This is a genomic window from Burkholderia anthina (genome assembly GCF_001547525.1).
Taxonomy (GTDB): Bacteria; Pseudomonadota; Gammaproteobacteria; order Burkholderiales; family Burkholderiaceae; genus Burkholderia; species Burkholderia semiarida.
In genome coordinates, this window is the sequence record NZ_CM003769.1 from 816,668 (window position 1) to 842,644 (window position 25,977).

25 protein-coding genes are annotated in these 25,977 nt (G+C 68.0%); 18 read left to right on the forward strand and 7 right to left on the reverse strand.

All coding sequences use genetic code 11. The features are described 5' to 3' along the window. Positions 1-93 precede the first annotated feature (93 nt). The 8 genes from WS64_RS19785 (at position 94) to argE (ending at position 6,270) form a co-directional block, all read left to right on the forward strand. Complete coding sequence (locus tag WS64_RS19785) at positions 94-651, forward strand: RNA polymerase sigma factor (RefSeq protein ID WP_059574953.1); 558 nt, start codon at positions 94-96, stop codon at positions 649-651. 114 nt (positions 652-765) lie between these two features. Then, positions 766-1,059 carry a RebB family R body protein gene (locus WS64_RS19790; RefSeq protein ID WP_059574955.1) on the forward strand — a complete coding sequence of 98 codons (294 nt, stop codon included), beginning with the start codon at positions 766-768 and terminating at the stop codon, positions 1,057-1,059. A gap of 35 nt (positions 1,060-1,094) precedes the next feature. Beyond that, positions 1,095-1,700, forward strand: a complete 606-nt coding sequence (locus tag WS64_RS19795; protein ID WP_244166599.1) for a hypothetical protein — start codon at positions 1,095-1,097, stop codon at positions 1,698-1,700. 204 nt (positions 1,701-1,904) lie between these two features. After that, positions 1,905-2,351 carry a hypothetical protein gene (locus WS64_RS19800; protein ID WP_060967396.1) on the forward strand — a complete coding sequence of 149 codons (447 nt, stop codon included), beginning with the start codon at positions 1,905-1,907 and terminating at the stop codon, positions 2,349-2,351. A 241-nt stretch (positions 2,352-2,592) separates the two neighbouring features. Further along, on the forward strand, positions 2,593-3,915 hold the full coding sequence (locus tag WS64_RS19805) for a flavin-containing monooxygenase (protein ID WP_060967397.1): 1,323 nt from the start codon (positions 2,593-2,595) through the stop codon (positions 3,913-3,915). Positions 3,916-3,990: 75 nt separating this feature from the next. Then, complete coding sequence (locus tag WS64_RS19810) at positions 3,991-4,440, forward strand: RidA family protein (RefSeq protein WP_060967398.1); 450 nt, start codon at positions 3,991-3,993, stop codon at positions 4,438-4,440. Continuing rightward, a complete protein-coding gene (locus tag WS64_RS19815; protein WP_059642824.1) occupies positions 4,437-5,114 on the forward strand; it encodes a DUF1028 domain-containing protein in 678 nt (225 codons plus the stop codon). The genes WS64_RS19810 and WS64_RS19815 overlap by 4 nt, the downstream gene beginning before the upstream one ends. Continuing rightward, on the forward strand, positions 5,107-6,270 hold the full coding sequence (gene argE, locus WS64_RS19820) for an acetylornithine deacetylase (RefSeq protein ID WP_060967399.1): 1,164 nt from the start codon (positions 5,107-5,109) through the stop codon (positions 6,268-6,270). The genes WS64_RS19815 and argE overlap by 8 nt, the downstream gene beginning before the upstream one ends. A gap of 79 nt (positions 6,271-6,349) precedes the next feature. Here the strand turns inward: argE and WS64_RS19825 are convergent, their stop codons facing one another. Then, positions 6,350-7,273, reverse strand: a complete 924-nt coding sequence (locus tag WS64_RS19825; RefSeq protein ID WP_059574969.1) for a LysR substrate-binding domain-containing protein — start codon at positions 7,271-7,273, stop codon at positions 6,350-6,352. 341 nt (positions 7,274-7,614) lie between these two features. Here WS64_RS19825 and WS64_RS19830 point away from each other — a divergent pair, with 341 nt between their 5' ends. Then, a complete protein-coding gene (locus tag WS64_RS19830; protein ID WP_059642907.1) occupies positions 7,615-9,036 on the forward strand; it encodes a purine-cytosine permease family protein in 1,422 nt (473 codons plus the stop codon). Positions 9,037-9,170: 134 nt separating this feature from the next. Here WS64_RS19830 and WS64_RS19835 read toward each other — a convergent pair whose 3' ends face one another. The 5 genes from WS64_RS19835 to WS64_RS19855 all read right to left on the reverse strand — a co-directional run bounded on the left by WS64_RS19835 (position 9,171) and on the right by WS64_RS19855 (position 17,290). After that, the gene (locus WS64_RS19835) at positions 9,171-11,450 is read right to left on the reverse strand and encodes an FdhF/YdeP family oxidoreductase (protein ID WP_060967400.1); all 2,280 of its coding nucleotides are present in this window, start codon (positions 11,448-11,450) and stop codon (positions 9,171-9,173) included. 124 nt (positions 11,451-11,574) lie between these two features. Continuing rightward, positions 11,575-14,412: an ATP-dependent Clp protease ATP-binding subunit gene (locus tag WS64_RS19840; RefSeq protein WP_060967401.1), complete on the reverse strand. Its 2,838-nt coding sequence runs from the start codon at positions 14,410-14,412 to the stop codon at positions 11,575-11,577. 615 nt (positions 14,413-15,027) lie between these two features. Continuing rightward, on the reverse strand, positions 15,028-15,297 hold the full coding sequence (locus WS64_RS19845; RefSeq protein ID WP_060310547.1) for a hypothetical protein: 270 nt from the start codon (positions 15,295-15,297) through the stop codon (positions 15,028-15,030). A gap of 105 nt (positions 15,298-15,402) precedes the next feature. Continuing rightward, complete coding sequence (locus WS64_RS19850) at positions 15,403-16,218, reverse strand: family 1 encapsulin nanocompartment shell protein (RefSeq protein ID WP_060967402.1); 816 nt, start codon at positions 16,216-16,218, stop codon at positions 15,403-15,405. Beyond that, entirely contained in the window at positions 16,211-17,290 is a 1,080-nt protein-coding gene (locus WS64_RS19855; RefSeq protein WP_060967403.1) for a Dyp-type peroxidase, read from the reverse strand. The genes WS64_RS19850 and WS64_RS19855 overlap by 8 nt, the downstream gene beginning before the upstream one ends. Positions 17,291-17,840: 550 nt before the next feature. Between WS64_RS19855 and WS64_RS19860 the strand changes: the two genes are divergently transcribed. From WS64_RS19860 to WS64_RS19885, 6 genes are all read left to right on the forward strand, one after another. Continuing rightward, positions 17,841-18,293 (forward strand): phosphate-starvation-inducible protein PsiE, encoded by a 453-nt coding sequence (locus tag WS64_RS19860; protein ID WP_059642901.1) that lies wholly within the window; start codon positions 17,841-17,843, stop codon positions 18,291-18,293. A 96-nt stretch (positions 18,294-18,389) separates the two neighbouring features. Continuing rightward, positions 18,390-18,845, forward strand: a complete 456-nt coding sequence (locus WS64_RS19865; RefSeq protein WP_060967404.1) for a DUF1269 domain-containing protein — start codon at positions 18,390-18,392, stop codon at positions 18,843-18,845. Between the two features lie 34 nt (positions 18,846-18,879). Next, on the forward strand, positions 18,880-19,065 hold the full coding sequence (locus tag WS64_RS19870; protein ID WP_060967405.1) for a hypothetical protein: 186 nt from the start codon (positions 18,880-18,882) through the stop codon (positions 19,063-19,065). Between the two features lie 389 nt (positions 19,066-19,454). After that, positions 19,455-20,879: an aminotransferase-like domain-containing protein gene (locus WS64_RS19875; RefSeq protein WP_060967406.1), complete on the forward strand. Its 1,425-nt coding sequence runs from the start codon at positions 19,455-19,457 to the stop codon at positions 20,877-20,879. Positions 20,880-21,087: 208 nt separating this feature from the next. Next, complete coding sequence (locus tag WS64_RS19880) at positions 21,088-22,617, forward strand: FAD-dependent oxidoreductase (RefSeq protein ID WP_060967407.1); 1,530 nt, start codon at positions 21,088-21,090, stop codon at positions 22,615-22,617. Positions 22,618-22,659: 42 nt separating this feature from the next. After that, on the forward strand, positions 22,660-23,037 hold the full coding sequence (locus WS64_RS19885) for a DUF5594 family protein (RefSeq protein ID WP_059574984.1): 378 nt from the start codon (positions 22,660-22,662) through the stop codon (positions 23,035-23,037). A gap of 49 nt (positions 23,038-23,086) precedes the next feature. Here the strand turns inward: WS64_RS19885 and WS64_RS19890 are convergent, their stop codons facing one another. Then, positions 23,087-23,305 carry a DUF6566 family protein gene (locus WS64_RS19890; RefSeq protein WP_006481288.1) on the reverse strand — a complete coding sequence of 73 codons (219 nt, stop codon included), beginning with the start codon at positions 23,303-23,305 and terminating at the stop codon, positions 23,087-23,089. Positions 23,306-23,427: 122 nt separating this feature from the next. Between WS64_RS19890 and WS64_RS19895 the strand changes: the two genes are divergently transcribed. From WS64_RS19895 to WS64_RS19905, 3 genes are all read left to right on the forward strand, one after another. Beyond that, positions 23,428-24,066: a MarC family protein gene (locus tag WS64_RS19895; RefSeq protein ID WP_060967408.1), complete on the forward strand. Its 639-nt coding sequence runs from the start codon at positions 23,428-23,430 to the stop codon at positions 24,064-24,066. A gap of 30 nt (positions 24,067-24,096) precedes the next feature. Continuing rightward, on the forward strand, positions 24,097-24,585 hold the full coding sequence (locus tag WS64_RS19900) for a hypothetical protein (protein ID WP_060967505.1): 489 nt from the start codon (positions 24,097-24,099) through the stop codon (positions 24,583-24,585). A 143-nt stretch (positions 24,586-24,728) separates the two neighbouring features. Then, positions 24,729-25,934 carry a zinc-dependent alcohol dehydrogenase gene (locus tag WS64_RS19905; RefSeq protein ID WP_059574991.1) on the forward strand — a complete coding sequence of 402 codons (1,206 nt, stop codon included), beginning with the start codon at positions 24,729-24,731 and terminating at the stop codon, positions 25,932-25,934. The last annotated feature ends 43 nt before the right edge of the window (positions 25,935-25,977 follow it).

Sequence of the window (25,977 nt, forward strand, 5' to 3'; positions counted from 1 at the left end):
CCGATTATCGTTATATCGGTGTTACGCGGGTAACAGCGCCATTCCCGGCGTCGAATCGATTCTGTGTTTTCCATAAAAAAAGGAAGACACGGGATGACAACCTCGAACCAGCACGCTGCCTCGGCGCCCGAGTCTCCGGCGCAGCAGCTCGACCGCGCATGGCGGGAAATGCAGGGGAAATTACGGCGCCGTGCGCGCCTGTTGTGCAAGGGTGATATTCACCGCGCCGACGAACTGCTTTCCGATACCGCGCTCAAGGTCCACATTTACCTGCAGCGCTCGCCCGAGCGCGTGCGGAACCTGACGGGCTTTCTCTTTCTGGCGCTGAATCACGCGTTCCTCGATGGCGCGCGCCGCCGTGTGCGCGAAAGCGGCATGCTCGAATTCGACTCGGGCTGGGACGACGATCACGCGGTCGAGCTCGCCGGCCACGCGCCGTCGGTGGAGCAGCAACTGCTGCTGCGGCAACAGCTGCTGCGTCTCGAACAGGCGCTGTCGATGCTTTCCCCGCAGCAGCAGATGCTGTTCACGCTGAAGTTCGAGGAGGACCGGCCCTATCTGCACATCGCCGCGACGCTCGGGATCAACGAGCCGCTCGCCAGAAAGCGCGTCGAGCTGCTGCGCAAGAAGTTGCGCGAGGAACTCGCGTGAGCGCGTTCACGAATGCCGGCACGCAGCGTTCCTAACGGCATGCGCGGCGTCGATGGCCTGCCGGCCCGCCCGTTCCTTCAACCGCATGCCGGAGCCGAGATCCGAGGAGGCCTCGTGGCAGACACAGTCAATGAGCAGATTACCGACGCGGTGACGCAGACCAACGTCAACGTCGTGGCGGGATCGCCGGCCCAGGCGCTGGGCATGCTTTACCAGATGTTCAGCCAGGCCGTCGGCATCTCGGCGCAGAACATGACGCAGCAGCAGGCCGCGCTGAACCAGATTTCGAACGCCGTGGTGTCGAAGGCCGTGGCCATGATCCTGTCCGTCGAAGCGTCGCCGAAGCCGGCCTCGGGCGGCGCGTCGCAGCCGGAGGCGGGCGCGCCGAAGACGGGTTCCACGCATTAGTACGCGATGACTCTCGGGATACCTGAATCATGAACATGAAAGGTCTTTTGGGCGGACGCGGCGACGGCGCGACGCCGGCGCCGGACGATGGCGCGGCCGCCGCGGCCGAAGCAACGACGGCGGCCGATGTCGCATCGCAAGCCACGGCTTCGACAGCCGGCACGCGCACGTGGCCGGTCAACCGGCAGCGCAGGTTCACCGACGCGCTGAAGGCGCCGGACCAGATCGCGGGGGCCACCGGGGCCGCCTCGTCGGCGCTGCAGACCGTGCAGGCGATCAACGCGGAGGCGGCGTCCTACGCGACGACGCAGATCGCCGTCGGACCGAACATGATGATCACGCAGGCGGGCGGCATGGTCGCGCAGGCGGCGGCCAACTACTTCGAGGCGACGACGTCGCTGGCGATCGCGGGCAAGAGCGTGTTGATGAAGGACCTGGCGCAGAAGACCATCGACGAGGACGTGAAAGGCATGGCGATGGATGCGGTGGGCCTGCTGTTGACGGACTTGTTCGTCGCGACCGCGGCGATCGTCGCCGGCGCCGCGGAGGCGATCGAAGGAGAAGCCGCGAGCGTCGCGCTCGACAAGATCGACGAGAGCCTGCAGAGGTATCAGGCGCTGCTGGACAAGAAGGGCACGTAGGGCGCGCCAGCGGCGCATGACGATGCCATCGCAGGCCGCGCCCAGCACGCCGACGACGGTGCGGCGTGCTCGACCGGCATCGATCGACACGACCCGCCGGGCCGTCGGGCCGGACGGGATGTGAGCGGCAGGCGCGACGCGCGTTCTTCGTCGAACACGTCGCGGCCTGCTACCGGCAGTGTTGTCCAGTCATGTGAGGAACCCATGTCCTACATCATTCAGAACGTAAACGGTCCCGCGCCGCTGGGGGTTGGCGAGCGCAAATGGGGAGATGCGACGGAAATCGATTTCGGCGCGATGACGAGCTGCATCGCGCTCGTCGAGCAAACGCCGGGTCAACCGACGTTGGTGCGCGGCATTCATCTGTCGATCGTGAGCCCCGACGGCACGAATGTCTACGATCCGGCGGCGGACGTTGCCGGACAGGTCGAGACGATCATGCAGCAGCAGGGCAACATGCGCGCGTGCCTCGGGCGCATCGATCTCTGGCAGGCCAGCACGTCGCAAGAGCTGCAGGATTTCTTCGTCGCGTTGATGATGAGTCTCGACATGACCGAATGGGTGCAGGTGCCGGACGGCAACCTGCGGGTGCGGCTCCACGGCGGCGTGATGCAGTATCAGCACGGCACTGGCGCATGGACCAACGTGTAGCCGAAACGATCGGCTGAAGCCGGCGCCCGCCATGCACGTGGGCGCCGGTGCAGTGTCGTTCGACGGTATCGGCGCTGCGCGCCGGTACGGCCGGCCGTCCAGGCCGTCCCCAGCTTTTTTCTCGTCAACACCAACAAAAATCATCATTTCGCCCCCGGCGGCGTGTCAGCAGAATGTCTCCATTCCAGCTCACGCGACAGCACGCGCGTCGCACCGAGCCGCACTTCCGAAGGAGACAGCCGTGGCAGTCGAAACAACTTCAATCGATACGCTCGTCGTCGGCGCCGGGCAGGCCGGCATCGCGATGAGCGAGCATCTGGGCAAGCTGGGCGTGCCCCATCTCGTGCTGGAGCGCAGCCGCATCGCCGAGCGCTGGCGCACGGGGCGCTGGGATTCGCTGGTCGCGAACGGCCCCGCGTGGCACGATCGTTTCCCGGGGCTCGAATTCGACGGCCTCGCGCCCGATGCGTTCGCATCGAAAGACCAGGTCGCCGACTACTTCGAAGCGTATGCGCGCAAATTCAACGCGCCGATCCGGACCGGCGTCGAAGTGAAGAGCGTCGTGCGCAACACCGGCAAGCCCGGCTTCGTCGTCGAGACATCCGACGGCACGATCGACGCGAATCGCGTGGTGGTCGCCACCGGCCCGTTCCAGCGCCCGGTGATTCCGCCGATCGCACCGGACGACGCGCGCGTCGTGCAGATCCATTCCGCCGACTATCGCAACCCGGGCCAGCTTCCGGAAGGCGCGGTGCTGGTGGTCGGTGCCGGCTCGTCGGGCGTGCAGATCGCCGACGAACTGCAGCGCGCGGGCCGGCAGGTCTATCTGTCGGTCGGGCCGCACGATCGCCCGCCGCGCGCATATCGCGGCCGCGACTTCTGCTGGTGGCTCGGCGTGCTCGGCGAATGGGACAAGGAAGTCGCGACCCCGGGCCGCGAACACGTGACGATCGCGGTGAGCGGCGCGCGCGGCGGCCACACGGTCGATTTCCGCGCGCTCGCGAATCAGGGCGTGACGCTGGTCGGGCTGACCAAGGCGTTCGACGGTGGCGTGGCCACTTTCGAACGCGATCTCGCGATCAATCTCGCGCGTGGCGACGAGAACTACCTGTCACTGCTCGACGCGGCCGACGCCTACGTGGCCCGCAACGGCCTCGACCTGCCGGAAGAACCGGAAGCCCGCCGCATCCTGCCTGACCCGGCATGCGTCGCGCATCCGCTCCTCTCGCTCGATCTCGCCGCCGCCGGCGTCGCGTCGATCGTGTGGGCGACCGGCTATGCGGTCGACTACGGCTGGCTGAACGTCGACGCATTCGCGCCGAACGGCAAGCCGCAGCACCAGCGCGGCGTGTCGAAGGAGCCGGGCATCTATTTCCTTGGCTTGCCGTGGCTGTCGCGGCGCGGCTCCAGCTTCATCTGGGGCGTGTGGCACGACGCGAAGCACATCGCCGATCACATCGTCACGCAGCGCAAGTACCTCGCGTACCACGACGCGGCGCAGCACTGCGCGGCCGCGCACGCGGCACGGCCCGAAGCCCACGCGCTCGCCGAAGCGGCGAACTGACCTCCCGACCCATTCCGCCGCGCCGCGACCGCTTCCGGCGCGGCGGGCGATCATACCGACACTCGAAGGACTTCGATGAGCCAGCCTACCCATACGCGTATCCGCATGTTCAACACGAAGGATACCTACCCGAACCAGACGCTCGACAACGACCTGTGCCAGGCGGTGCGCGCCGGCAACACCGTCTACGTGCGCGGCCAGGTCGGCACCGATTTCGGCGGCAACCTGATCGGCCTCGGCGATGCACGCGCGCAGGCGGAGCAGGCGATGAAGAACGTCAAGCAGTTGCTCGAGGAAGCCGGCAGCGACCTCGCGCACATCGTGAAGACGACGACCTACCTGATCGACCCGCGTTATCGCGAACCCGTGTACCAGGAAGTCGGCAAGTGGCTGAAGGGCGTCTATCCGATCTCGACGGGGCTCGTCGTCTCGGCGCTCGGCCAGCCGCAATGGCTGATGGAGATCGACGTGATTGCGGTGATTCCCGACAACGGGCAGCCGAACCGCGCACAGGAGGCGACATGACTTTCTCCATCGTCGGGCGTTGCCCGGAGACGGGCCAGCTCGGTATCGCGATCAGCTCGTCGAGCATCGCGGTGGGCGCACGCTGCCCGTGGGTGCGCGCGGGCGTCGGCGCGGTCGCGACGCAGAACGTCACGCTGCCGGCCCTTGGGCCGCAGACGCTGGACCTGATCGAGCACGAGCAGCTCGCGCCCGCCGCCGCGCTCGACCGCGCGCTGAGCGCGAACGGCTGGAGCCAGTACCGGCAGGTCACGGTGATCGACGGGCAGGGGCAAACGGCGTGTTTCACCGGCAAGGAAGCGCTCGGCACGCACCACGCGGTGCGCGGCGAGCAATGCGTGGCGGCCGGCAACCTGCTGGCTTCGCCGGACGTGATCGGCGCGATGGTGCGCGCGTTCGAGCAGGCGTCCGGCTTGCTCGCCGATCGTCTGCTGGCCGCGATGCACGCGGCGATGGTAGCCGGCGGCGAGGCGGGGCCCGTGCATTCGGCCGCGTTGAAGGTGGCCGGCGACGTGGTCTGGCCGATCGTCGACCTGCGCGTCGACTGGGCCGATACCGACCCGATCGGGCAGCTCGATGCGCTGTGGCGTGCGTATCGGCCGCAGATGCAGGACTACCAGACGCGCGCGCTGGACCCGACCGCCGCGCCGAGCTACGGAGTGCCGGGCGATGAATGACACGTCGAGCCGCGCGTTGCTCGAACGGCTGATCGCGTTCGCGACGGTCAGCCGCGATTCGAACCTCGGGATGATCGGCTTCATCCGCGACTATCTCGCGGGCTTTGGCGTGGCGAGCGAGCTGTTCCACAACGCGGACCGCACAAAGGCGAGCCTGTACGCGACGATCGGCCCGTACGTGCGCGGCGGCGTGGCGCTGTCAGGCCATACCGACGTCGTGCCGGTCGACGGGCAGGCGTGGACGGTCGAGCCGTTCCGGCTGACCGAGCGCGACGGCCGCCTGTACGGCCGCGGCACGGCCGACATGAAGGGTTTCATCGCGTCGGTGCTCGCGGCCGTGCCGGCGTTCGTCGCGCGGCCGTTGCGCGAACCGGTGCATCTCGCGTTCTCGTACGACGAGGAAATCGGTTGCGTCGGCGTGCGGCCGATGCTCGCCGAGTTGGCCAAGCGTGCGCACCGCCCGCGCGTATGCGTGATCGGCGAGCCGACCGAGCTCAAGCCGGTGCTCGGCCACAAAGGCAAGCTCGCGATGCGGTGCCACGTGAAGGGCGCGGCGTGCCACTCGGCGTATGCGCCGCTCGGTGTCAACGCAATCGACTACGCGGCGAAGCTGATCGGCCGGCTCGGCGAGATCGGCGCGGCGCTCGCGCGGCCCGACCGGCACGACAGCCGTTTCGATCCGCCGTTCTCGACTGTGCAGACGGGGCTGATCAAGGGCGGCCGCGCGCTGAACATCGTGCCGGCCGAATGCGAATTCGATTTCGAGGTGCGGGCGCTGCCCGATTTCGATGCGCACGACGTGCCGAGAACGCTGCAGGACTATGCGGAATCCGAACTGTTGCCGAAGATGCGCGCGGTGCAGCCCGATACCGACATCCGGCTGCAGCCGCTCGGTGCGTATCCGGGGCTGGCGACCGCGCCGGACAGCGATGCCGCGCGCCTGCTCGCGACGTTGAGTGGGTCCGACGCGTTCGGCACGGTGGCGTTCGGCACCGAGGGCGGCCTGTTCGGGCAGGCCGGCATCCCGACCGTCGTGTGCGGGCCCGGCAGCATGGATCAGGGGCACAAGCCCGACGAGTTCGTCACGCTCGAACAACTGCACGGATGCGACGCGATGATGGCGCGCCTCGCCGCATATCTCGCTTGCGCCGGCTGAACCGGCGGCCGACACGCACGCATCGCATCGTGCGGCGCGTGCGTGTGCTTGTTCCCGTTCCTGTTTGCGATCGCGGCGCTTACCGCGCCGCTCGAGCGACGATCTGCGCGAGCCGCTCGCGGCAGAAGTCGACGAATGACTGCGCCTGTTTCGTGAGCTGGCCGCGCTTCAGCCGCGCGCTCACGAGCCCCGACGGGCTCACCGTTTCGCTGAGCGCGATCGTCACGACGCGCTGGCCGTCGTACGTGTATTCGGAGTGCGGACGCGTGACGAGCAGCGAGAAGCCGAATCCCTGGCCGACCATCCCGCGCACCATCTCGATCGACGGCGAGCCGAACACGATGTTCGGCGTGAGCCCGAGTTCATGAAACAGACTGACGAAGTACGTGCGGCTCGGCTGCACGTCGAGCAGGATCATCGGCTCGACGCACAGGTCGCGCAGCGACACGTGCGTCTGGCCCGCGAACCGATGGTGCTCCGGCAGCAGCACGTACGGCTGCTGTGGCGGCATCAGCGGCTCGGTTTCGATCGTGCCGTCCAGATCGTGGTCGTACATCAGCGCGAGGTCGAACGTGCCCGACGTCAGCCCCTGCACGAGTTCCTGCTGGTCGCCGTCGCGCAGCCGGATGTTCACGCCCGGGTAGCGCTCGCGAAAGCCGGCGATCAGTTGCGGCAGATAGAGCGGCGCGACCGTCTCGAAGCAGCCGATGTCGATCTGCCCGGTGACCACGTCGTTGTCGGCGAGCGCGTTCTGTTCGAACTCGTGCGCGATGCGCAGCAGTTCCTGCGCTTTCCGGTAGAAGCGCGTGCCGCTCGGCGTCAGCGACACGCCCTGCGCGTGATGGCGAATGAACAGCTTCACGCCGAAGCTTTCCTCGAGCCCCTTGATCGCGCTGGAAATCGACGGCTGCGCGATGAAGAGCTGGCGCGACGCCTCGGCGACGCTGCCGGATTCGACCGTCGTGATGAAGTATTTCAGTTGCCGCAAAGTGTAGTGAGCCACAAGCACCTCTGATGCCCGGCCCCGGCGTGCCGCCGCGGGCGCACGTGCGTTCCATAGGGAAACAGACCCTGGCACCTTACCCGAAGTCGTCCGGCGCCGAACATTCCGCTGCAGAGCTTTTTCGTATATCCCGAAAATATTTTTAGTATTTTCCGGTCCCCACCCACGTGGCGCACCATCGTCTCCAACCTGGATCGCGACGAGGCCGCGTACGCCGGTGGGCGTCATCCGCCCCCGTCTGCCGCGCATCGCGCATCCGGACCCGATTGCAGGCGCGCATCCCGGCGCGCACCGGCGAAAACGGCCCGCGCGCATCGCCGCGCACGACAGGAGGCATCACCATGACGAACGCGGAACGCAATGCGTCCCCGATGATAGAGAAACACACGATCGGCTACGTGCCGCCCACGGAGCGCCACGGCAAGGTGCGCGACCTGTTCACGCTCTGGTTCGGCGGCAACATCGCGCCGCTGCCGATCGTGACCGGCGCGCTCGGCGTGCAGCTGTTCCACCTGAACCTGATGTGGGGCATCGTCGCGATCGTCGTGGGCCAGGCGGTCGGCGGCGTGCTGATGGCCCTGCATTCGGCGCAGGGGCCGCAGATGGGCATCCCGCAGATGATCCAGAGCCGCGCGCAGTTCGGCTCGTGGGGCGCGCTGCTCGTCACGGTGATCGCGGCGGTGATGTATGTCGGCTTCTTCGCGTCGAACATCGTGCTCGCCGGCAAGTCGGTGCACGGCATCGCACCGTCGGTGCCGGTGCCCGTCGGCATCGTGATCGGTGCGGTCGGCTCCGGGCTGATCGGGATCGTCGGTTACCGGTTCATCCACATCCTGAACCGCATCGGCACGTGGGTGCTCGGCATCGGCATCGCCGTCGGCTTCTGGATGATCCTGTCGCACGTGAGCACGGCCGATTTCCTCACGCGCGGCGGTTTCGACTTCGCGGGCTGGCTCGCGACGGTGTCGCTGTCGGCGCTGTGGCAGATCGCGTTCGCGCCGTACGTGTCGGACTATTCGCGCTATCTGCCGGAGGACGTCGGCGTCGCGTCGACGTTCTGGGCGACCTATCTCGGCTGCACGATCGGCTCGACGCTCGCGTTCATCTTCGGCGCGGTCGCGGTGCTCGCGGTGCCCGCCGGCGCGGACACGATGGATGCGGTCAAGCAGGCGACGGGCCCGCTCGGCCCGCTGATGCTCGTGCTGTTCCTGCTGAGCGTGATCAGCCACAACGCGCTGAACCTGTACGGCGCGGTGCTCGCGGTGATCACGTCGGTGCAGACGTTCGCGTACAAGTGGATTCCGACCGCGAAGGCGCGCGCGGTGGTATCGGTCGTGATCTTCGTCGCGTGCTGCTATGCGGCGATCGGCGCGTCGACGAACTTCGTCGGCAACCTCGTCGATCTGGTGCTTGCGCTGCTGGTGGTGCTGGTGCCGTGGACGGCGATCAACCTGATCGACTTCTACGTGATCCACAAGGGCAAGTACGACATCCAGTCGATCTTCATGGCCGACGGCGGCGTGTACGGCCGCTTCAACCCGCAGGCGCTGCTCGCGTATGCGATCGGCATCGTCGTGCAGATTCCGTTCATGAACACGCCGATGTATGCGGGCCCGATTCCCGCGCATCTGGGCGGCGCGGACCTGTCGTGGCTCGTGGGCCTGCTGCTCACCTCGCCGCTGTACTACTGGCTCGCGACGCGCGACAGCGCGTACCGGCGCCGGCAGGGCGCGGCGCATTTGCCGCCGACGGCGGCGCGGTAAACGCGGCGTCGTTCGACGCGATCGAATGAAACGGCCGCTGCATCGGTAGCGATGCGGCGGCCGCGAGGCCGAGGAGCAGGGCGACAGGCGGGCCGAAGGGCGCGGCGTGTGCCGCGACCCCGCCCGCCCGCGGATCAGACCACCGCCGAGCGCGCGACGCGTACCGGCACCGACTTGTACGACGGCGTGCCGCTTTCCTTGTCGATGTAGTCGAGCGGCACGAGCACGTTCGCTTCCGGATAGTACGCACCGACCGATCCCGGCGCGATGTCGTACTCGATCGCGGTGATCTTCTCGAGGCGCAGTGTGCGGCCCGACGCGGTGACCGTCTCGATGTCGACGAGGTCGCCGTGCTCGAGCCCGTACTTGTCGAGATCGGCCGCGTTCATGAACAGCACGTCACGCCGGCCGAACACGCCGCGATAGCGATCGTCGAGACCGTAGATCGTCGTGTTGTACTGATCGTGGCTGCGCAGCGTGATGAGGCGCAGCACCTGCTCGGCGCCGAGCACGTCCGCGTCCTCCTTCACGCCCTTGTAGACCGAGAACATCGCCTTGCCGGTCGGCGTCGGCCATACGCGCTCGGTGGGCGGCAACGGCAGGCGGAAGCCGCCCGGCGTGCGGATCCGCTCGTTGAACGCCTCGAAGCCGGATACCGTCTTGTCGATCAGGTCGCGGATGCGGTCGTAGTCGGCGATCAGGTCGAGCCACGCGACCTTGCTGTTCGGCAGCGTCGCGTGCGCGATGCCGGCGACGATCGCGGGTTCCGAGCGCAACTGGTCCGACGCGGGCTTGAGCTTGCCGGCCGACGCGTGGACCATCGACATCGAATCCTCGACCGTGATCGACTGCGGGCCGGTGGCCTGCATGTCGAGCTCGGTGCGGCCGAGCACCGGCAGGATGAAGGTTTCCTTGCCGACCAGCAGATACGAACGGTTCAGCTTCGTGCCGAGATGCACGCTCAGGTCGAGCTTCGCCATCGCCGGGAACGACAGCTCGGGATCGGGCAGCGCGACCGCGAAGTTGCCGCCGAGGCACAGCAGCGCCTTCGCAGTGCCGTCGATCATCGCCTGCATCGCCTGTACCGCGTCGTGCCCGTGCTGCGCGGGCGGCGTGAAGCCGCACACGTCCTCGATCTTCTTCAGGAATTCGGCCGACGGCTTCTCGGTGATGCCGACGGTGCGGTTGCCCTGCACGTTCGAATGGCCGCGCAGCGGGCACACGCCGGCGCCCGGCTTGCCGATGTTGCCGCGCATCAGCAGCAGGTCGGCGATCAGGCGCACGGTGGCCGTGCCCTTGTTGTGCTGCGTGACGCCCATCCCGTACGTGATGATCGTCGCGTTCGACTTCGCGTACGCGAGCGCGACCTGTTCGAGCTGCGCCTGGCTCAGGCCGCTCGCGCGCTCGATGTCGTCCCACGACGTCGCTTCGAGGTCGGCCGAGAATGCATCGAAGCCGTTGGTGTGCTGCGCGATGAAGTCGCGGTCGAGCACGCCGCCTTGCTCGGCTTCGAGCTTCAGCAGCGCCTTCATGATGCCCTTCAGCGCGGCCGCGTCGCCGCCCGCATCGACCTGGTAGTACGTCGACGCGATCCGCGTCGAGCCGAACGACGCCATCTCGATCATGTCCTGCGGATCGGCGAAGCGTTCGAGCGCGCGCTCGCGCAGCGGGTTGAACACGATGATCGGTACGTTGCGGCGCGCGCACTCGTGCAGCGTGCCCATCATCCGCGGATGGTTCGTGCCGGGATTGTGGCCGATCGAGATGATCAGCTCGCAGTGGTCGAAATCCTCCAGCGACACGGTGCCCTTGCCGATGCCGATCGACTGCGGCAGGCCGACGCTGGTCGGCTCGTGACACATGTTCGAGCAATCGGGGAAGTTGTTGGTGCCGAGCTCGCGCGCGAACAACTGGTACAGGTACGCGGCTTCGTTCGACGCGCGGCCGGACGTGTAGAACTCGACCTGCTCGGGCGGCAGCGCGCGCAGCACTTCGCCGATGCGCGCGAAGGCGTCGTCCCATTCGATCGCGCGGAACGTGTCGGTCGCGCGGTCGTAGGCGAGCGGATGCGTGAGCCGGCCCATGTTCTCCAGTTCGTAGTCCGACATGCGCAGCAGCGACGACACGGTGTTCGCCGCGAAGAACTCGGGCGTCACGCGCTTGGTCGTCGCTTCCCACGTGACGGCCTTCGCGCCGTTCTCGCAGAACTGGAACGTCGACTTGTGCTCCTTGTCCGGCCACGCACAGCCGGGACAGTCGAAGCCGTCGGGCTGGTTGGTCCGCATCAGCACGATCGGCGCCTCGATGGTTTCCATCTGCGTGCGTACCGCATCGGCTGTCGCGCGAAGCGCGCCCCAACCGCCGGCGGGCCCGTCGTATTTCCTGATGCCTGGCACTTCGCGTCGATTTGTCATGGTGAATCTCCAATAGCCGGGCCCGATGCGGGTGGCTCGGTTGCGCCGTGTCGTGGCGTGGGGCGGCTCCGTCCGGCGGACGGAGCCGGTCATGCGTGCCCCGGGTGGCGGGGCATGCGTTTTTTTAGTGCGCGTCCTTCTTCGCGCCGGACGATTTCTTGCCGGGCTTCGCCGCGGGCGGCGGAGCGTCGGCGGGGGCGTCGTCCGCCTTCGCGTCTGCTGCCGCCTTGGCGGTTTTGCCGTCCGGTTTGGCCTTGCCGTCGGCGTCCTTCGCGTCTTTCGCTTCCTTCGCTTCAGGCGCGGCGAGCTTGTTGAACGTCACTTCGTCGCTGTCCTTGTCGTAGTCGACCTCGCACTTGTCGCCCGACTTCAGCCGGTCGGCGAGGATCTCCTTCGCGAGCCGTGTCTCGATGGTCTGCCGGATCTGACGCTTCAACTCGCGCGCGCCGAACTCCGGCTGGTAGCCGGCTTCGGTCAGGTGCGCGACGAGCGAGTCGCCCATCACGAGCGTGATGTCCTGCGCGGCGGCCGTGCGCACCACGCGGTCGAGCTGGATCTGCACGATCGAGCGGATGTTCTCCTTCGACAGCGCGTGGAACACGATCACCTCGTCGATCCGGTTCAGGAACTCGGGGCGGAAATGCCCTTTGAGCACCTGCATCAGTTCGTCGCGGATCGCCTTGTCGGTCTTGCGCGCGGCTTCCGGCTGCGTGAGGTTGTCCATGATGATCGCCGCGCCGAGGTTGCTGGTCGCGATGATGATCGTGTTGCTGAAATCGACCACGCGGCCCTTGCCGTCGGTGAGACGCCCGTCGTCGAACACCTGCAGCAGCACGTTGTAGACGTCCGGATGCGCCTTCTCGATCTCGTCGAGCAGGATCACGCTGTACGGGCGGCGCCGCACGCGCTCGGTGAGCTGGCCGCCTTCGTCGTAGCCGACGTAGCCGGGCGGCGCGCCGATCAGCCGCGCGACCGCGTGGCGTTCCATGTATTCGGACATGTCGATGCGGATGATCGCCTGCTCGTCGCCGAACACGGTCTCGGCCAGCGCCTTCGCGAGCTCGGTCTTGCCGACGCCCGTCGGCCCGAGGAACAGGAACGTTGCGATCGGCCGGTGCGTCTGGCCGAGCCCCGCGCGCGACAGCCGCACGGCATCGCTGACGGCGACCACCGCATCGCTCTGGCCGACCACGCGCTCGCGCAGTTGCTCTTCCATCTTCAGCAGCTTCTGGCGTTCTTCCTGCGTGAGTTCGGATACGGGAATGCCGGTCAGCCGCGACACGACCTCGGCCACCGATTCGACGGTCACTTCGAGCGTTTCCGAGCCGGTCTTGCGCTGCCACGCCTCCATCATCTCGTCGACGGCCTTCTGCTTCGCGTTGATCTGCTCCTCGAACTGTTTCGCTTCGTCGAAGCGCTTGCGCGACGTCGCATAATCCTGCTCGCGCTTCAGTTGCGCGATCTGCGCTTCGCCTTCCTGAATGTCGACCGGGCGCGACGTCGCGCCGATCCGCACGCGCGCGGCCGCCTGGTCGATCAGGTCGATCGCCTTGTCGGGCAGGAAGCGCGACGTGATGTAGCGGTCGGCGAACTCGGCGGCCGCGACGAACGCGTCGTCGGCGAACGTCACCTGGTGGTGCGCCTCGAGGCTGTCGCGCAGCCCGCGCAGGATCACGATCGTCTGCTCGACGCTCGGCTCCGGCACGAACACCGGCTGGAAGCGGCGTTCGAGCGCGGCGTCCTTCTCGATGTACTTCTGGTATTCGTTGAGCGTCGTCGCGCCGATCAGGCTCAGCTCGCCGCGTGCGAGCGCGGGCTTCAGCACGTTCGCGATGTCGAGGCCGCCTTCGCCGCCGCCCTGGCCCGCGCCGACGATCGTGTGCAGCTCGTCGATGAACAGGATCAGTTCGTCCTGCTTCGCCGTCACTTCGTCGATCAGCTGCTTCGCGCGTTCCTCGAATTCGCCGCGATATTTCGCGCCGGCCACCATCGAGTTGATGTTGACTTCGACGAGCCGCTTGTCGCGCAGCACTTCGGGCACGTCGCCGTTGACGATGCGCTGCGCGAGGCCTTCGACGATCGCAGTCTTGCCGACGCCCGGCTCGCCGATCAGCACCGGGTTGTTCTTCTTGCGGCGGGCGAGCACCTCGATCGTGCTCTCGATTTCCTGCGCGCGGCCGAGCACCGGATCGAGCTTGCCCTGGCGCGCGATCGCGGTGAGGTCGCGGCCGAACTTGTCGAGGTTCGGCGTGCCGGTCGGCGCATCGACGCGGCCGTCCTCGGCGCCCTTGCCGACCACCTTCACGACCTTCTGGCGCAGCGCCTCGGGCGTCACGCCGTATTTCTTCAGCAACGTGCCGGCGACACTGTCCGGCACCGCCGCGAGCCCGATCAGCAGGTGCTCGGGGCCGATATACGAGTGGCCGAGATCGCGCGACGCCTGAAACGCATACTGCACGGCCTTCTTCACGCGCGGCGAGATCGACAGCTTGTCGAGCGGCGCATCGGGGGCGACCGTGCCGGTGTGTGCATGCGCGTCGATGTACGACTTGATGTCGCCCGGCGACAGCTTCAGTTCCTTCAGCAGCGCGGCGCAGACGTCGGTGTCCGCGAGCGCGTACAGCAGATGCTCGGAATCGAGTTCGCTGCGGCGCAATTCATGCGCCTTCTCGGCCGCGCGCTGCAGCAGTTCGAGCGTCTGTTCGCTGAACGCGTCGGTCGGGTCGACCGATTCGCGCGGAATCTCGGCGGCGAGCGGCGATTCGTCGCCGAGCCCGCCGAACAGCGACGACGGGCCGCCACCGCCCAGCAGCGAATCGAACGGATTCAGCATGCTCTGATGCCGCATCAGTTGACGGAAATGGTAATCGCAGATCGAGATCGTCTTGCGCTCGCCGTCCTGCATCACGGTTGCGCGCGCAACGGCCGGCCGCGCGTGGCAGATATCGCAAAGTGCGGGCATGGTGGTCTGGCTCCTGTCGGTGAAGGTGGGTCGAAGGTGCGGCCCGATGCGGTGCGGCGCTCGCGCGTCCCGACCGCACATGCACGGCGCGCACCGCGGCGGCGCGTGCGCCGCACCCGTGCGGTCGCATGGCGCGCGCCGGCGTGGCGCACGGTCGCGGTCGGGGCGGGAAGCGCGAGTGCTGCGAGGAGCCCGCGGCATCGCTTCGACTGCGTTCAAAATAACGAATCGGCGTGGGCCATCCAAGACACAGTTCCTGGCCGGGCCGGCCGCGAATTGCACCCTCACATGGGCGCCCGATTCGGCGGCAAGGAGTACAGACGGGCAAGCGCGCGGCGGCGCGGGCGTGCGCGGCGTGTGCGGCTGGCGGTGGAAGGGGGCGGGAACCGACGGCGTGCGAACGGCACGCGGTGCGACATCGGCGCGCAGGGTGCCGGCCGCCGGCAAACGGGGAGCGAAACGGGGCGCAACACGCGATGCAACACGCGGCGCGGGTGCGAACCGGTGACGTCCGACCGCGCCTGCACCGCAGCCGATGCGCGCCGTGGGGCAGGCGAAGGCAAGGGCGGGTTGCACGGTAGACGCCGGGCATCGCGCAACCATGGTGAGCCGCGATCAGTCCGACAGGTTCATCGCGAGCCGTTGCCGTGCGATCTGTTTCACGTCGGCGGACAGTGCCGCATTCGGCAGACCATTGGCCCAGACGGAGAACGAATCCTCGATCAGGTTGCGCGTGTCGGGCGGCAGCTCGGCCAGCATCAGCGACACGACGGTAAACAGCACGGCGGTGTCGCCGGCCTGGCGGCTCGCGTTGGCGTCGACCGTCTGCTTCAAGGTCGCGACGGACGCCTGCAGCGCCTGTAATGCGTCATTCGATTCGCTCACGACATTCTCCATGCAAGATGGGCTGGATCGGCGACGAACCTGCGGCCGGCGGGGGCGGCCGTCGCGCGCGATGCCCGGGCGGGCACCGCGCGCCGGCAACCGCGCTCAGGCGGCCGCGTTGCCCTGCGGCGCCACGGCCACCGATGCCTCGCTCGTCAGCATCAGGAACGTGAACGTTTCGCGCAGGTACAGGCGGACGCTGTTGTCGGTGTGGCTCGTGTAGCCGATCGACACGTCTTCGCCGAGATGCAGCTCGTAATCGCCGCCGCGCGTGGACAGCACGCAGCCGCCGCTGATCGCCGGCGCCCAGATGATCTCGCCGCTGACGATGCGCTTGATATGGCCGAGGACCGGATAGCCCTGGTCGCGCGCTTCGCTGAGCGCGGTGTATGCGTCCGAACCGAGCACGACCGAGTACGGGCCGTCCACGCCGGCGAGGCGCAGCGCTTCCAGCGCGTCGCTAATCGCGTCGGGGTACGCGGCGACATCCGCCGGCAGCGTGAGCCGGCGGTTCGACGTGCCTTCGCGGATGCCGACGATGCCGGCCGCGCGGTAGCCGTCGAAGATCGCGCCGTCCTCGGCGAACGCGAGCCGCTGCGCGGCTTCCTTCGCCGGCTGCCAGTCGGCGTCGCGCGCGCCGCGCTCGACGCTGTCGATCGCGTCGCGGCTCAGCTCGAACGGCACCGTCAGCTCGACGATCGTGCGCGCTTCGCGCAGCCGCGCGTTCACGAGCTCGCGCGGCGCGGCGACGTCGAGCAGGTGCCCGGTGCCGACCGCCGACAGTTCGGGGCCTGCGGGGCCCTCGACGTCGACGACGCGGCGCCCGGCCACCGAGCGTTTGAAGGTGCGCGCCACTTCCTCCTCGATTTGCTCCCAGGCGGACGACGAGATCGGGGCGAGTTCGCGGTGCAGGTTATTCATAGGTCGGGGTTCCTTTCAGCGAGCCGATGTTCAGCGAGCCGTCGCGCTGCGGTACGGAAAGCGCGGGCGGCGTGGATTCCGGTTGGGCGGCGTCGGCGGCCGGCGCCGCGCGGTCGGCGAGCGCTTCGAGCAGGTCGGCCGACGGCACGAAGAACAGCGAGCCGGTGACCGCGCGGCTGTAGTCGAGCAGGCGGTCGTAGTTGCCGGGCGGGCGGCCGACGAACATGTTCTCGAGCATCTGCTCGATCGGCGCCGGCGAGCGCGCATAGCCGATGAAATAGGTGCCGAATTCGCCGGCGCCCGGGCGCCCGAACGGCATGTTGTCGCGCAGGATCTTCACTTCCTGGCCGCCCTCGTCGAGCGTGGTCAGCGAGCTGTGCGAGCACGACGGCTTCACGTCCGGCGCGAGCTCGATGTCGGACAGTTTGGTGCGGCCGATGATGCGCTCCTGCGTCTCGACCGCGAGCGCGTTCCAGCCGGCCATGTCGTGCAGGTACTTCTGCACGAGCACGTAGCTGCCGCCCGCGAATTCGGCGTCCTCGTCACCGATCACCGTGAAGTCGACGGCCTCGCGGCCTTCCGGGTTCTCGGTGCCGTCGACGAAGCCGATCATCGCGCGCTGGTCGAAATTGCGGAAGCCGTGCACCTCGTCGACGACCGTGACCGCCTCGCCGAGCGCGCCGAGCAGTTGCGTCGCGAGCTCGAAGCACAGGTCCATCGCTTCGGCGCGGATGTGCAGCAGGATGTCGCCGGGCGTCGCGATGGCGACGCGCTGGCCGGCGCCGAATTCGCGGAACGGATGCAGCGACGCGGGGCGCGGCTCGCCGAACAGCGCATCCCATGCGTCGGAGCCGAAGCCGCATACGCACGTGAGGTTGCCGCCCGGCACGCGCTTGCCGACCGAGCGCACGAGCGCGGCGATGTCGCCGCACCATGAACGGATCGTGTCGGCGTGATCGGCGCCGGGATTGATCGTCGCCACGAGAAAGATCGCGCTGCGCGTGATCGGGCTGTGAACGGCCTGGGAAAGCGGGGGGCGGTTGGTTTGCATCGCGGCCTGCCGGTCAGTCATGTCGGGACGGACGGGCCGCGGCAGCCGCGGCGCGCGAAGGCGAACGGTTGGACTGTGTCATGCGACTGATCTCTTTGTGACGTGCGGATGAAGGACGTTGCGCGGGCATCGCGCAACGGGCCGCTGCGGCGGCCGGCCCCCCGGCGCGAAGAGGAGGCAGACGTGGGGGCCGCGCGTTCGCCCGGCGCGTGACCGCCTGCACCGCGTAACGTCGTCGAGCATGCAATCTAGCAGCTTCGGCGGGTCTTTGGAACACGTATCGACGATCTGTCATTCGAATGGGTTGATCGAGGTCCGATTGGGCGCGGCGCGCGTGCAGCTGTACTCCTGAAGCCGGCGACGCTGTGCTCTTGAGCGGGCGTGGCGCATGCAGTAGATTGGGTTCGCTCCGCCCGGCGACGGTCATCATGATGAACCTTTTGGAAGCGATGCGTATTTTCGGTGCAATCGTCGGGCACGGCGGGCCGTCCGGCGCGGGCTTTCCGTTCCCCGAGATCCCTTGCCGCGGCGACGGCGCGTCGATCGCGGCACCTACGACATTGTGAGCGCGTTGAATACATCCACTGCATCCGCCGATACGGCCGCCGAACGCATCCGCCGCCGCTTCGGCCATTTCCTTCATGCGGCCGAGTTGGCCGGGCTGGTCGTGATCGGGCTCGCGACCGCGTTCGCGATGGCGCAGGAGGCGTGGAAGGTCGTGCTCGCGGGCGAGGTGTCGCTGACCGACCTGCTGCTGATGTTCCTGTATCTGGAAGTGCTCGCGATGGACCTGCGCTACCTGCGGCTCGGCCGGTTGCCGGTGCGGTTCCCGCTGTTCATCGCGATGACGTCGCTCGCGCGCGACCTGATCCTGCGCGGCGCGACCGACAGCCCCGAGCGGATGCTGATGACGACCTTCGGGATCGTGCTGCTCGCAGTCGGCGTGCTGATCCTGAGCTTCGGCCAGCATCGCTTTCCGGCGGACGTCGACGATGTCGAGGACGACGTGCATGCCAGCCGGTAACGGGCGGGCGGCGTTCGAAGCGAAGCCCGACGCGAAGCCCGACGCGCCGTACACGGCGCGGCGGCTCCGCCCTCATTCAATCAAGCGAGGTGTTGCATGACCAGACAATTGATCGTCGCCGTGTTCGGCAGCGTCGAGACGGCCTGCCAGGCCGCGCACGATTTCGACGCGCTGTCGGAGAAGAGCGAAGGATTCCACATCGAGAATGGCGTCGTCGTCGAGAAGGACGCGAACGGCACGCTCGCGGTGCTCGACGCCGAATCGCGGCCGTTCAAGGGCGGCGTGATCGGCGCGCTCGCGGGTGGGTTGCTCGGCCTGCTCGCCGGGCCGCTCGGCGTGGTGACCGGCATGGCGGCCGGCGCGGGCGCCGGCGTGCTCGCGCAGGCGGCCGGCAACGCGCTGCTCGACGGCACGTTCGTCGAGACGGTCGCGGCGCGGCTCGTGCCCGGCAGCGTCGCGGTCATTCTCGAAGCGAAGGAGGACACGCCGTTCTCGGTCGACAACGTCGTGACGGGATTCGGCGGCAAGGTTTTTCGCCAGACGCTCGAGTGAGTGCGCACCTTTCGAACCGATTCGGGAGAACCGCATGCGCATCGATCAATCGTACCGGCGCTTCGACATCGCGGCGACGCTGTCGCCGTTACCCGGCAACCGCGCGATCGCGAGCGTCGACGTGACGACCGACGATCCGGGCCGCCTCGCCGATCTCGGCACCGGCCAGTTCCTGCAGATCCGCAAGTGGCTCGAGTCGAACGACGTCGACGACGCGTGAGGGCGAGCGGGCCCGCGCATTCATGGGCGGGTTGCGCTTCGCCGCCGCCGGCGCGCCGCCATCTGCGATGCATGATGACGTGCGCCGGGCAGGCGGCTGCCGCGCGATCGCGCGCGGGCCGCGCCGTCGCATTCGCATCTGTTCACCACGCCGGCCGGATTTGCCGTTTCCCCGCCAAACTGTCACTTACATTCGCCGAAATGACGCAGTAGTAGGATGCCGAACCTTGTCTTCATGAGATTCGCATTGCTATTCGCCTTCAACTTCGGTAACGGACGAGGTTTCAGCCGGGACACCCGCACCCGGCGACGGCTATCCGGCTTCGTGCGTCGGCGCGGCCGTGCCGTCCATGCCGCGCAGGCCGGTTCATCGCTCGCGGGGCGAGGCGGATGAAGCTCTACGAGAAATTTGCGAACGACGTAGAGCGACTCATTCGGCAAGGGGTATATCGGCACGGCGATCGCGTGCCGTCGGTGCGGCAGGCGAGCCAGCAACACCGGATCAGCATCACGACCGTGCTGCACGCGTATCTGCTGCTGGAAAGCCGCGGGCTGCTCGAAAGCCGGCCGCAGTCCGGCTATTTCGTGAACCTGCGGCGCGACGACGGCCATGCGCCGGTGCGCGAGCTGCGGCCGTCGAAGCCGATCGCGATCTCGTCGTCGGTCGACGTGAGCCGGCTCGTGCTGTCCACGCTGCGCTCGATCGGCACGGACGACGCGGTGCCGCTCGGCTCGCCGTATCCGGACCCGAGCTTGTTCCCCTTCGAGAAGCTGAACCGCTATGCGTACGCGGCCGGTCGCGACAAGTCGCTGTGGGGCGTGACCGACGGGCTACCGCCCGGCCATCCGCGGCTGATCCGGCAGATCGCCCGCCGCTACCTGGAAAACGGGATGTCGGTGGACCCGAACGAGATCATCGTGACGGTCGGCGCGACGGAGGCGATCAACCTGTGCCTGCAGGCGGTGGCGAAGCCGGGCGACACGATCGCGGTGGAGTCGCCGACGTTCTACGCGATGCTGCACGCGATCGAGCGGATGGGGATGAAGGCGATCGAGGTGGCCACGCATCCGGAATACGGAATCGACATCGCGGCGCTGGCCGCGATCGCGAAGTCGCAGCCGATCGCCGCGTGCATGGTGATGCCGAATTTCCAGAATCCGCTGGGTTTCCAGATGCCGGACGAGCGCAAGCGCGAACTGGTTGAGTTCGCAACGAAGGCCGGCATGCCGATCATCGAGAACGGCGTGTACAACGAACTGTATTTCGGCAACACGCATCCGAGCATGCTGAAGTCGTTCGACCGCCATGGCATCGTGCTGCACTGTTCGTCGTTCTCGAAGAGCCTGACGGCCGCGTACCGGATCGGCTGGGCACTGCCGGGTCGCTATCGCGAACAGGTCGAGAAGCTGAAGTTCCTGAATACGCTCGCGACGCCGTCGTTGCCGCAACTGGCGATCGCGGAGTTTCTCGAACGCGATGGCTACGAGCATCACCTGCGGCGGATCCGGAAGGCGTATGCGCAGCAGGCGAACCTGATGCGCGCGATGGTGTCGCGGTTCTTTCCGGAGGGCACGCGCATTTCGAGCCCGGCGGGCGGGTACGTGCTGTGGGTCGAGCTGCCCGCGCAGGTCGATGCGATGCGGCTGTACCAGCTCGCGCTGGAGCAGGGGATCACGATCGGGCCCGGCTACATGTTCTCGATCACGGACAACTACCGGAACTTCATCCGGTTGAACTACAGCAGCCCGTGGTCGCAGGAGATCGAGCAGGCAGTTGTCGTCGTCGGCAAGCTAGTCGCATCGTGCATCGACTGAGCGCGCCGCGGCGTGCGGCGCGGCTTGCGCGCCCCGTCGCAGCGCGGCCGGCGTGTTGCGCCGCAACGTCGACCACGTTCCACGCCGGTCATGGAGCGCGTGCAAGCTACAGTCCGCGTTTGCGTGCGCTGCGGGGCGTCTGTACCTGTTTCTTTCCAGGACGAATGCCGATAATGGGATCGTCACCTGACTTTTCGGGAGCCACGTCATGACTGGAAGCGATGCTGCGTCCTCGCCCGATCTCACCCAAGGGATCGCGCTCGACGATCTCGCCGACGGCGCGATGATCGAGGGCCATGTCGGCGACGCGGCGGTGCTGCTCGTGCGCCGCGGCGACGAACTGTTCGCGGTGGGCGCGCAATGCCCGCACTATGGCGGCCCGCTGGCCAAGGGCCTGCTGGTCGGCGACACGATTCGCTGTCCGTGGCATCACGCGGCGTTCTGCCTGCGCACCGGCGAGATGGAGCGCGCGCCGGCGCTCGACGGGCTGCCGTGCTGGCGCGTCGAGCGGCGCGACGGTCGCGCGGTCGTACTCGATGCGCGGCCGGCCGCCGTGCCGCCTGCGTTGAAGACGAGCGGGCTGCCCGCGTCGGTCGTGATCGTCGGCGGCGGCGCCGCTGCGATCGCGGCGGCCGTGACGCTGCGGCAGGAAGGCTATCCGCATGCGATCACGCTGCTGAGCGCCGATGCCGATCCGCCGTACGACCGGCCGAATCTGTCGAAGGATTACCTCGCGGGCACGGCGCAGGCCGACTGGCTGCCGTTGCGCGCGCCGTCGTTCTATACCGACCAGCGCATCGACGTGCGCTGCAACACCCGCGTCGCGCGCATCGATCCGGCGCAACGCGCGGTCGAGCTCGCCGACGGCAGCCGTATCGAGTACGGCGCGCTGCTGCTTGCCACGGGCGCCGAACCGAACCGGCTGAACGTGCCGGGCGCCGATCTGCCGCACGTGTGTACGTTGCGCTCGCGCGCCGATTGCGACGCGCTGATCGCCAGGCTGAAAACGGCGCGCCGCTGCGTGGTGGTCGGCGCGAGCTTCATCGGGCTCGAAGCGGCCGCCGCGTTGCGCACGCGCGGGCTCGACGTGCATGTGGTCGCGCCCGATCCGCATCCGATGGGCCGCGTGCTCGGCGATGCGCTTGGCGACACGATCAAGGCGCTGCACGAAGCGCACGGCGTGGTGTTCCATCTCGGCGCGACGCCCGCGCGGATCGGGCCGGACAGCGTGACGCTGTCGAGCGGCGACGTGCTGCCGGCCGACGTCGTGCTGGTCGGCATCGGCGTGCATCCGAACGTCGAACTCGCGCAGGACGCGGGGCTCACCGTCGAACGCGGCGTCACGGTCGACCGCTTCCTGCAGACGAGCGCGCCTGGCATCCATGCGGCCGGCGATATCGCGCGCTGGCCCGATCCGCTGACGGGCGAGCGGATTCGCGTCGAGCACTGGGTCGTCGCCGAGCGGCAGGGCATCTTCGCCGCGCGCAACATGCTCGGCCAGCAGCGGCCGTTCGACGCGGTGCCGTTTTTCTGGAGCCAGCATTACGACGTGACGATCCGCTATGTCGGGCATGCGGCGCAATGGGATCGCGTCGAGATCGACGGCGACCTCGGCGCGCACGACTGCTCGATCGCGTACTGGCGCGGCAACACGCGGCTCGCGGTCGCGACGATAGCCCGCGATCTCGACAACCTGAAGGCCGAAGCAGCGCTCGAGCGGCAGATGGCTTCCGCATGAAAGCAGCATGACGATGCACGCCGAACCTTGAATGGAGGCGAAATGAACCCTGACGTCCGTGCCCGTTTCGAAACCGAGTTTGCGCCGCGCATCGCGACGCGCCTGCGTGGCCTGTATCAACCCGGCGAAGTGAAGGTCGACGTCGTGCCGCACGACGGGCAGGGCAGCCCGACCTGTGTCGACGTGATCGGCCTCACGTCGACGGTCGGCCTGCCGAACCGGCTGAACGCGCGGCTCGCGTGGCGCGACGACGCGATCGCCGGTCTGCTGGCCGAGCCCGACCACAGCCGCTTCGATCGCTATCTCGCGGCGCTGCCGGTCACGATCGAGCGCTGGCAGATGGAGTTGCCGGTCGATTTCAGCACCCGGACGCAGCGCGATCGCGAGATCCTGATCGGCGACCTCGATTTCGATGCGTGACCTGCATCGTGCGATGCCGGCCGACGCTGCGCGGATGAGCCGAGTGCGGTTACCGGTCGCGCGTCCTGATTATCACGCGCCCCTGGTCGATACCGCCGCGCAGCGCTTCGTCGCATGTCAGCCATTCGGGCGTGACGAGTTCGGGCGCGGGCAGATCGACGGGCGCGCCGTCGCGGAAGATCCGCACCTGCGCGACCCACGCGCCGTTCGCGTTGCGCGTCGCGTCGACGCGAATCTCGTGACCCATGAAAGTGTCGGTGGCTTGCATCGATCGGGGCCCTCCGTCGTGATTGAACGTCGTGCGTGGATCGTATCAGCATGGCGTGCGCCGCGCATCGAAAACGAACCGGCGTGGGCGTTTCACTTGCCGCGCGAGACGGGAGCGACCCTGTGGCCTTCGACCTGACCTTTTCCGTCAAGGTGTTCGCGGCGCTGTTCGCGATCATGAACCCGATCGCGAACATCCCGGTGTTCCTGTCGCTGACCGAAGGCGCGACGGACGGCGTGCGCCGCAAGGTCGCGCTCACGGCCGCGATCGGCGTGACGGTCGGCTGCATCGTGTCGGCCGTCGCGGGCGGCGCGATCCTGCGCGTGTTCGGTTTGACGATCGACGATTTCCGCCTCGCGGGCGGGCTGCTGGTGCTGCTGATCGCGCTGTCGATGCTGCATGGTGCGCCGAGCCGCCAGCATGCGCCGGGCAGCGACGAAGGCGCCGATCCGACGGCCGCCGAAAGCGTCGCGATCTACCCGTTGACGATCCCGTTGCTGGTGGGCCCCGGCACGATCGCGACGATGATCGTGCTCGGGCACGGTGCCGTCGCGACCGGGCAGGAACTCGCGTTCGCGCTCGGGCTCGGCGCGTTTCTCGTGCTGCTGGCCGCGTCGCTGCTGTCGGCGCCGGTGATCGGCCATTACCTGTCGCCGCGCGTGACGGCCGTCACGCAGCGCCTGATGGGGATGATTCTCGCGGCGATCGCGATGCAGATGATCGTCGCGAGCCTGAAGGCCGCGTTCGGGCTGCCGCACTGAGCACGCCCATCCGATTGCATGGAGTCGCCGATGAACACGCTGATCGTGTTGTCCTATCCCGATCTCGACGCGGCCCGTCGCGCGCTGGTCGAACTCGGCACGTTGCGCGACCGGCACGTTGTCGCGCTGTCGGGTGTCGTGATCGTCGCGTGCTCGACCGACGGACAGTTGCGCACGCATGCAATCGACGCGGGCCGCGTGTCGTCCGGATCGCTGCTCGACAGCGTGGTCGCGCGCATCGAATCGTCGCTCGACGCGTGGCGCGAGCGGCCGGTGGACGATGCGCTGACCGATCGGGTCGCGCGCAAGGCGCGCCCCGGCACCGTGTCGCTCGGGCTGGCCGCGACGCAGCTCGACATCTACGCGCTGAGCGCGGCGCTCGCGCCGCTGGGCGGCGACGTGACCGACACGACGCTGTCGATCGACGACGAACTGAAGCTCGTCGAAGCGATCTCGAACGCGCGTGACGTCAACAGCGTCAACAGCGGCAACAGCGGCAACAGCCCACCGACGGGCTGACGCGCGGGCGCGATCCCTCCCCGAAACCGAAGCGCTTCCGCTCCGCGCATCACGGCGCCGCACGCGCTGCACAGGCGCACCCCTTGCTCGATCGGCTCCACGGTCACGTTCACCGTTACCGCTTTCGACAAGGAGGGCCTGACATGAAAGCAGTCGTATTTCACGGCATCGGCGACATTCGCATCGACACGGTGCCCGATCCGGAAGTCTCCGAGGCGACCGACGCGGTCGTGCGCCTGACGGCCAGCGCGATCTGCGGCACCGATCTGCACATGGTGCGCGGCACGCTCGGCGGGATGAAGCCGGGCACGATTCTCGGCCATGAAGGTGTCGGCATCGTCGAGGCGGTCGGGCGCGACGTGCGCAACCTGCGGCGTGGCGATCGCGTGCTGATTCCGTCGACGATCGCGTGCGGCAGTTGCGCGTACTGCCGCGCGGGCTACACCGCGCAGTGCGACGTCGCGAACCCGGGCGGGCCGCGCGCGGGCACCGCGTTCTTCGGCGGGCCGGCCGATACGGGCCCGTTCGACGGGCTGCAGGCCGAATATGCGCGCACGCCGCTTGCGCACGCGAGCCTGATCCGGCTGCCCGACGCGATCGACGACGATCGCGCGATCCTGATGTCGGACATTTTCCCGACCGGCTATTTCGGCGCGCAGCTCGCGGAAGTGAAGCCGGGCGATACGGTCGCCGTGTTCGGCGCGGGGCCGGTCGGCCAGTTCGCGATCGCGAGCGCGAAGCTGATGGGCGCGGGGCGCGTGATCGCGGTCGACCGCATCGCGTCGCGGCTCGAGATGGCATGCGCGCAGGGCGCCGAGATCGTCGATTTTTCGGAGGACGATCCGGTGGACACGATATTGCGGCTGACGGGCGGGATCGGCGTCGATCGCGTGATCGACGCGGTCGGCGTCGACGCGATGCGCGCAACGCACGGGCCGGCCGCGGCCGATCGCGACGCCGCGCGCGCGTTCGATGCGGAAGTCGACGCGGTCGCGCCGCACCGCAAGCCGGACGGCCGCAACTGGGTGCCGGGCGACGGGCCGTCGCAGGTGCTGCAATGGGCGGTGCGCGCGGTCGCGAAGGCCGGCACGGTCTCGGTGATCGGCGTGTATCCGCCGGCCGCACGCGTGTTTCCGATCGGCGAGGCGATGAACCGCAACCTCACGATCAAGATGGGCAACTGCAATCACCGGACGGTCACGCCGCCGCTCGTCGAACTCGTGCGCAGCGGTGCGTTCGACCCGCTGTCGGTGCTCACGCGCAGCGAGCCGCTGACGAACGCGATCGATGCGTATCGCGCGTTCGACGTGCGCGAGCCGGGCTGGATGAAGGTGAAGCTGACGCCGTGACGACACGAACCGAAACGATGCAAACCGAAACCGGGAGCACTGC

Bases quoted from the DNA above. Each gene is read 5' to 3' on its own strand.
- WS64_RS19785 (WP_059574953.1), top strand. From the start codon at position 94: ATGACAACCTCGAACCAGCACGCTGCCTCGGCGCCCGAGTCTCCGGCG.
- WS64_RS19795 (WP_244166599.1), top strand. From the start codon at position 1,095: ATGAAAGGTCTTTTGGGCGGACGCGGCGACGGCGCGACGCCGGCGCCG.
- WS64_RS19800 (WP_060967396.1), top strand. From the start codon at position 1,905: ATGTCCTACATCATTCAGAACGTAAACGGTCCCGCGCCGCTGGGGGTT.
- WS64_RS19810 (WP_060967398.1), top strand. From the start codon at position 3,991: ATGAGCCAGCCTACCCATACGCGTATCCGCATGTTCAACACGAAGGAT.
- WS64_RS19815 (WP_059642824.1), top strand. From the start codon at position 4,437: ATGACTTTCTCCATCGTCGGGCGTTGCCCGGAGACGGGCCAGCTCGGT.
- argE (WP_060967399.1), top strand. From the start codon at position 5,107: ATGAATGACACGTCGAGCCGCGCGTTGCTCGAACGGCTGATCGCGTTC.
- WS64_RS19830 (WP_059642907.1), top strand. From the start codon at position 7,615: ATGACGAACGCGGAACGCAATGCGTCCCCGATGATAGAGAAACACACG.
- WS64_RS19835 (WP_060967400.1), bottom strand. From the start codon at position 11,450: ATGACAAATCGACGCGAAGTGCCAGGCATCAGGAAATACGACGGGCCC.
- WS64_RS19840 (WP_060967401.1), bottom strand. From the start codon at position 14,412: ATGCCCGCACTTTGCGATATCTGCCACGCGCGGCCGGCCGTTGCGCGC.
- WS64_RS19850 (WP_060967402.1), bottom strand. From the start codon at position 16,218: ATGAATAACCTGCACCGCGAACTCGCCCCGATCTCGTCGTCCGCCTGG.
- WS64_RS19855 (WP_060967403.1), bottom strand. From the start codon at position 17,290: ATGACTGACCGGCAGGCCGCGATGCAAACCAACCGCCCCCCGCTTTCC.
- WS64_RS19865 (WP_060967404.1), top strand. From the start codon at position 18,390: ATGACCAGACAATTGATCGTCGCCGTGTTCGGCAGCGTCGAGACGGCC.
- WS64_RS19870 (WP_060967405.1), top strand. From the start codon at position 18,880: ATGCGCATCGATCAATCGTACCGGCGCTTCGACATCGCGGCGACGCTG.
- WS64_RS19875 (WP_060967406.1), top strand. From the start codon at position 19,455: ATGAAGCTCTACGAGAAATTTGCGAACGACGTAGAGCGACTCATTCGG.
- WS64_RS19880 (WP_060967407.1), top strand. From the start codon at position 21,088: ATGACTGGAAGCGATGCTGCGTCCTCGCCCGATCTCACCCAAGGGATC.
- WS64_RS19885 (WP_059574984.1), top strand. From the start codon at position 22,660: ATGAACCCTGACGTCCGTGCCCGTTTCGAAACCGAGTTTGCGCCGCGC.
- WS64_RS19890 (WP_006481288.1), bottom strand. From the start codon at position 23,305: ATGCAAGCCACCGACACTTTCATGGGTCACGAGATTCGCGTCGACGCG.
- WS64_RS19900 (WP_060967505.1), top strand. From the start codon at position 24,097: ATGAACACGCTGATCGTGTTGTCCTATCCCGATCTCGACGCGGCCCGT.
- WS64_RS19905 (WP_059574991.1), top strand. From the start codon at position 24,729: ATGAAAGCAGTCGTATTTCACGGCATCGGCGACATTCGCATCGACACG.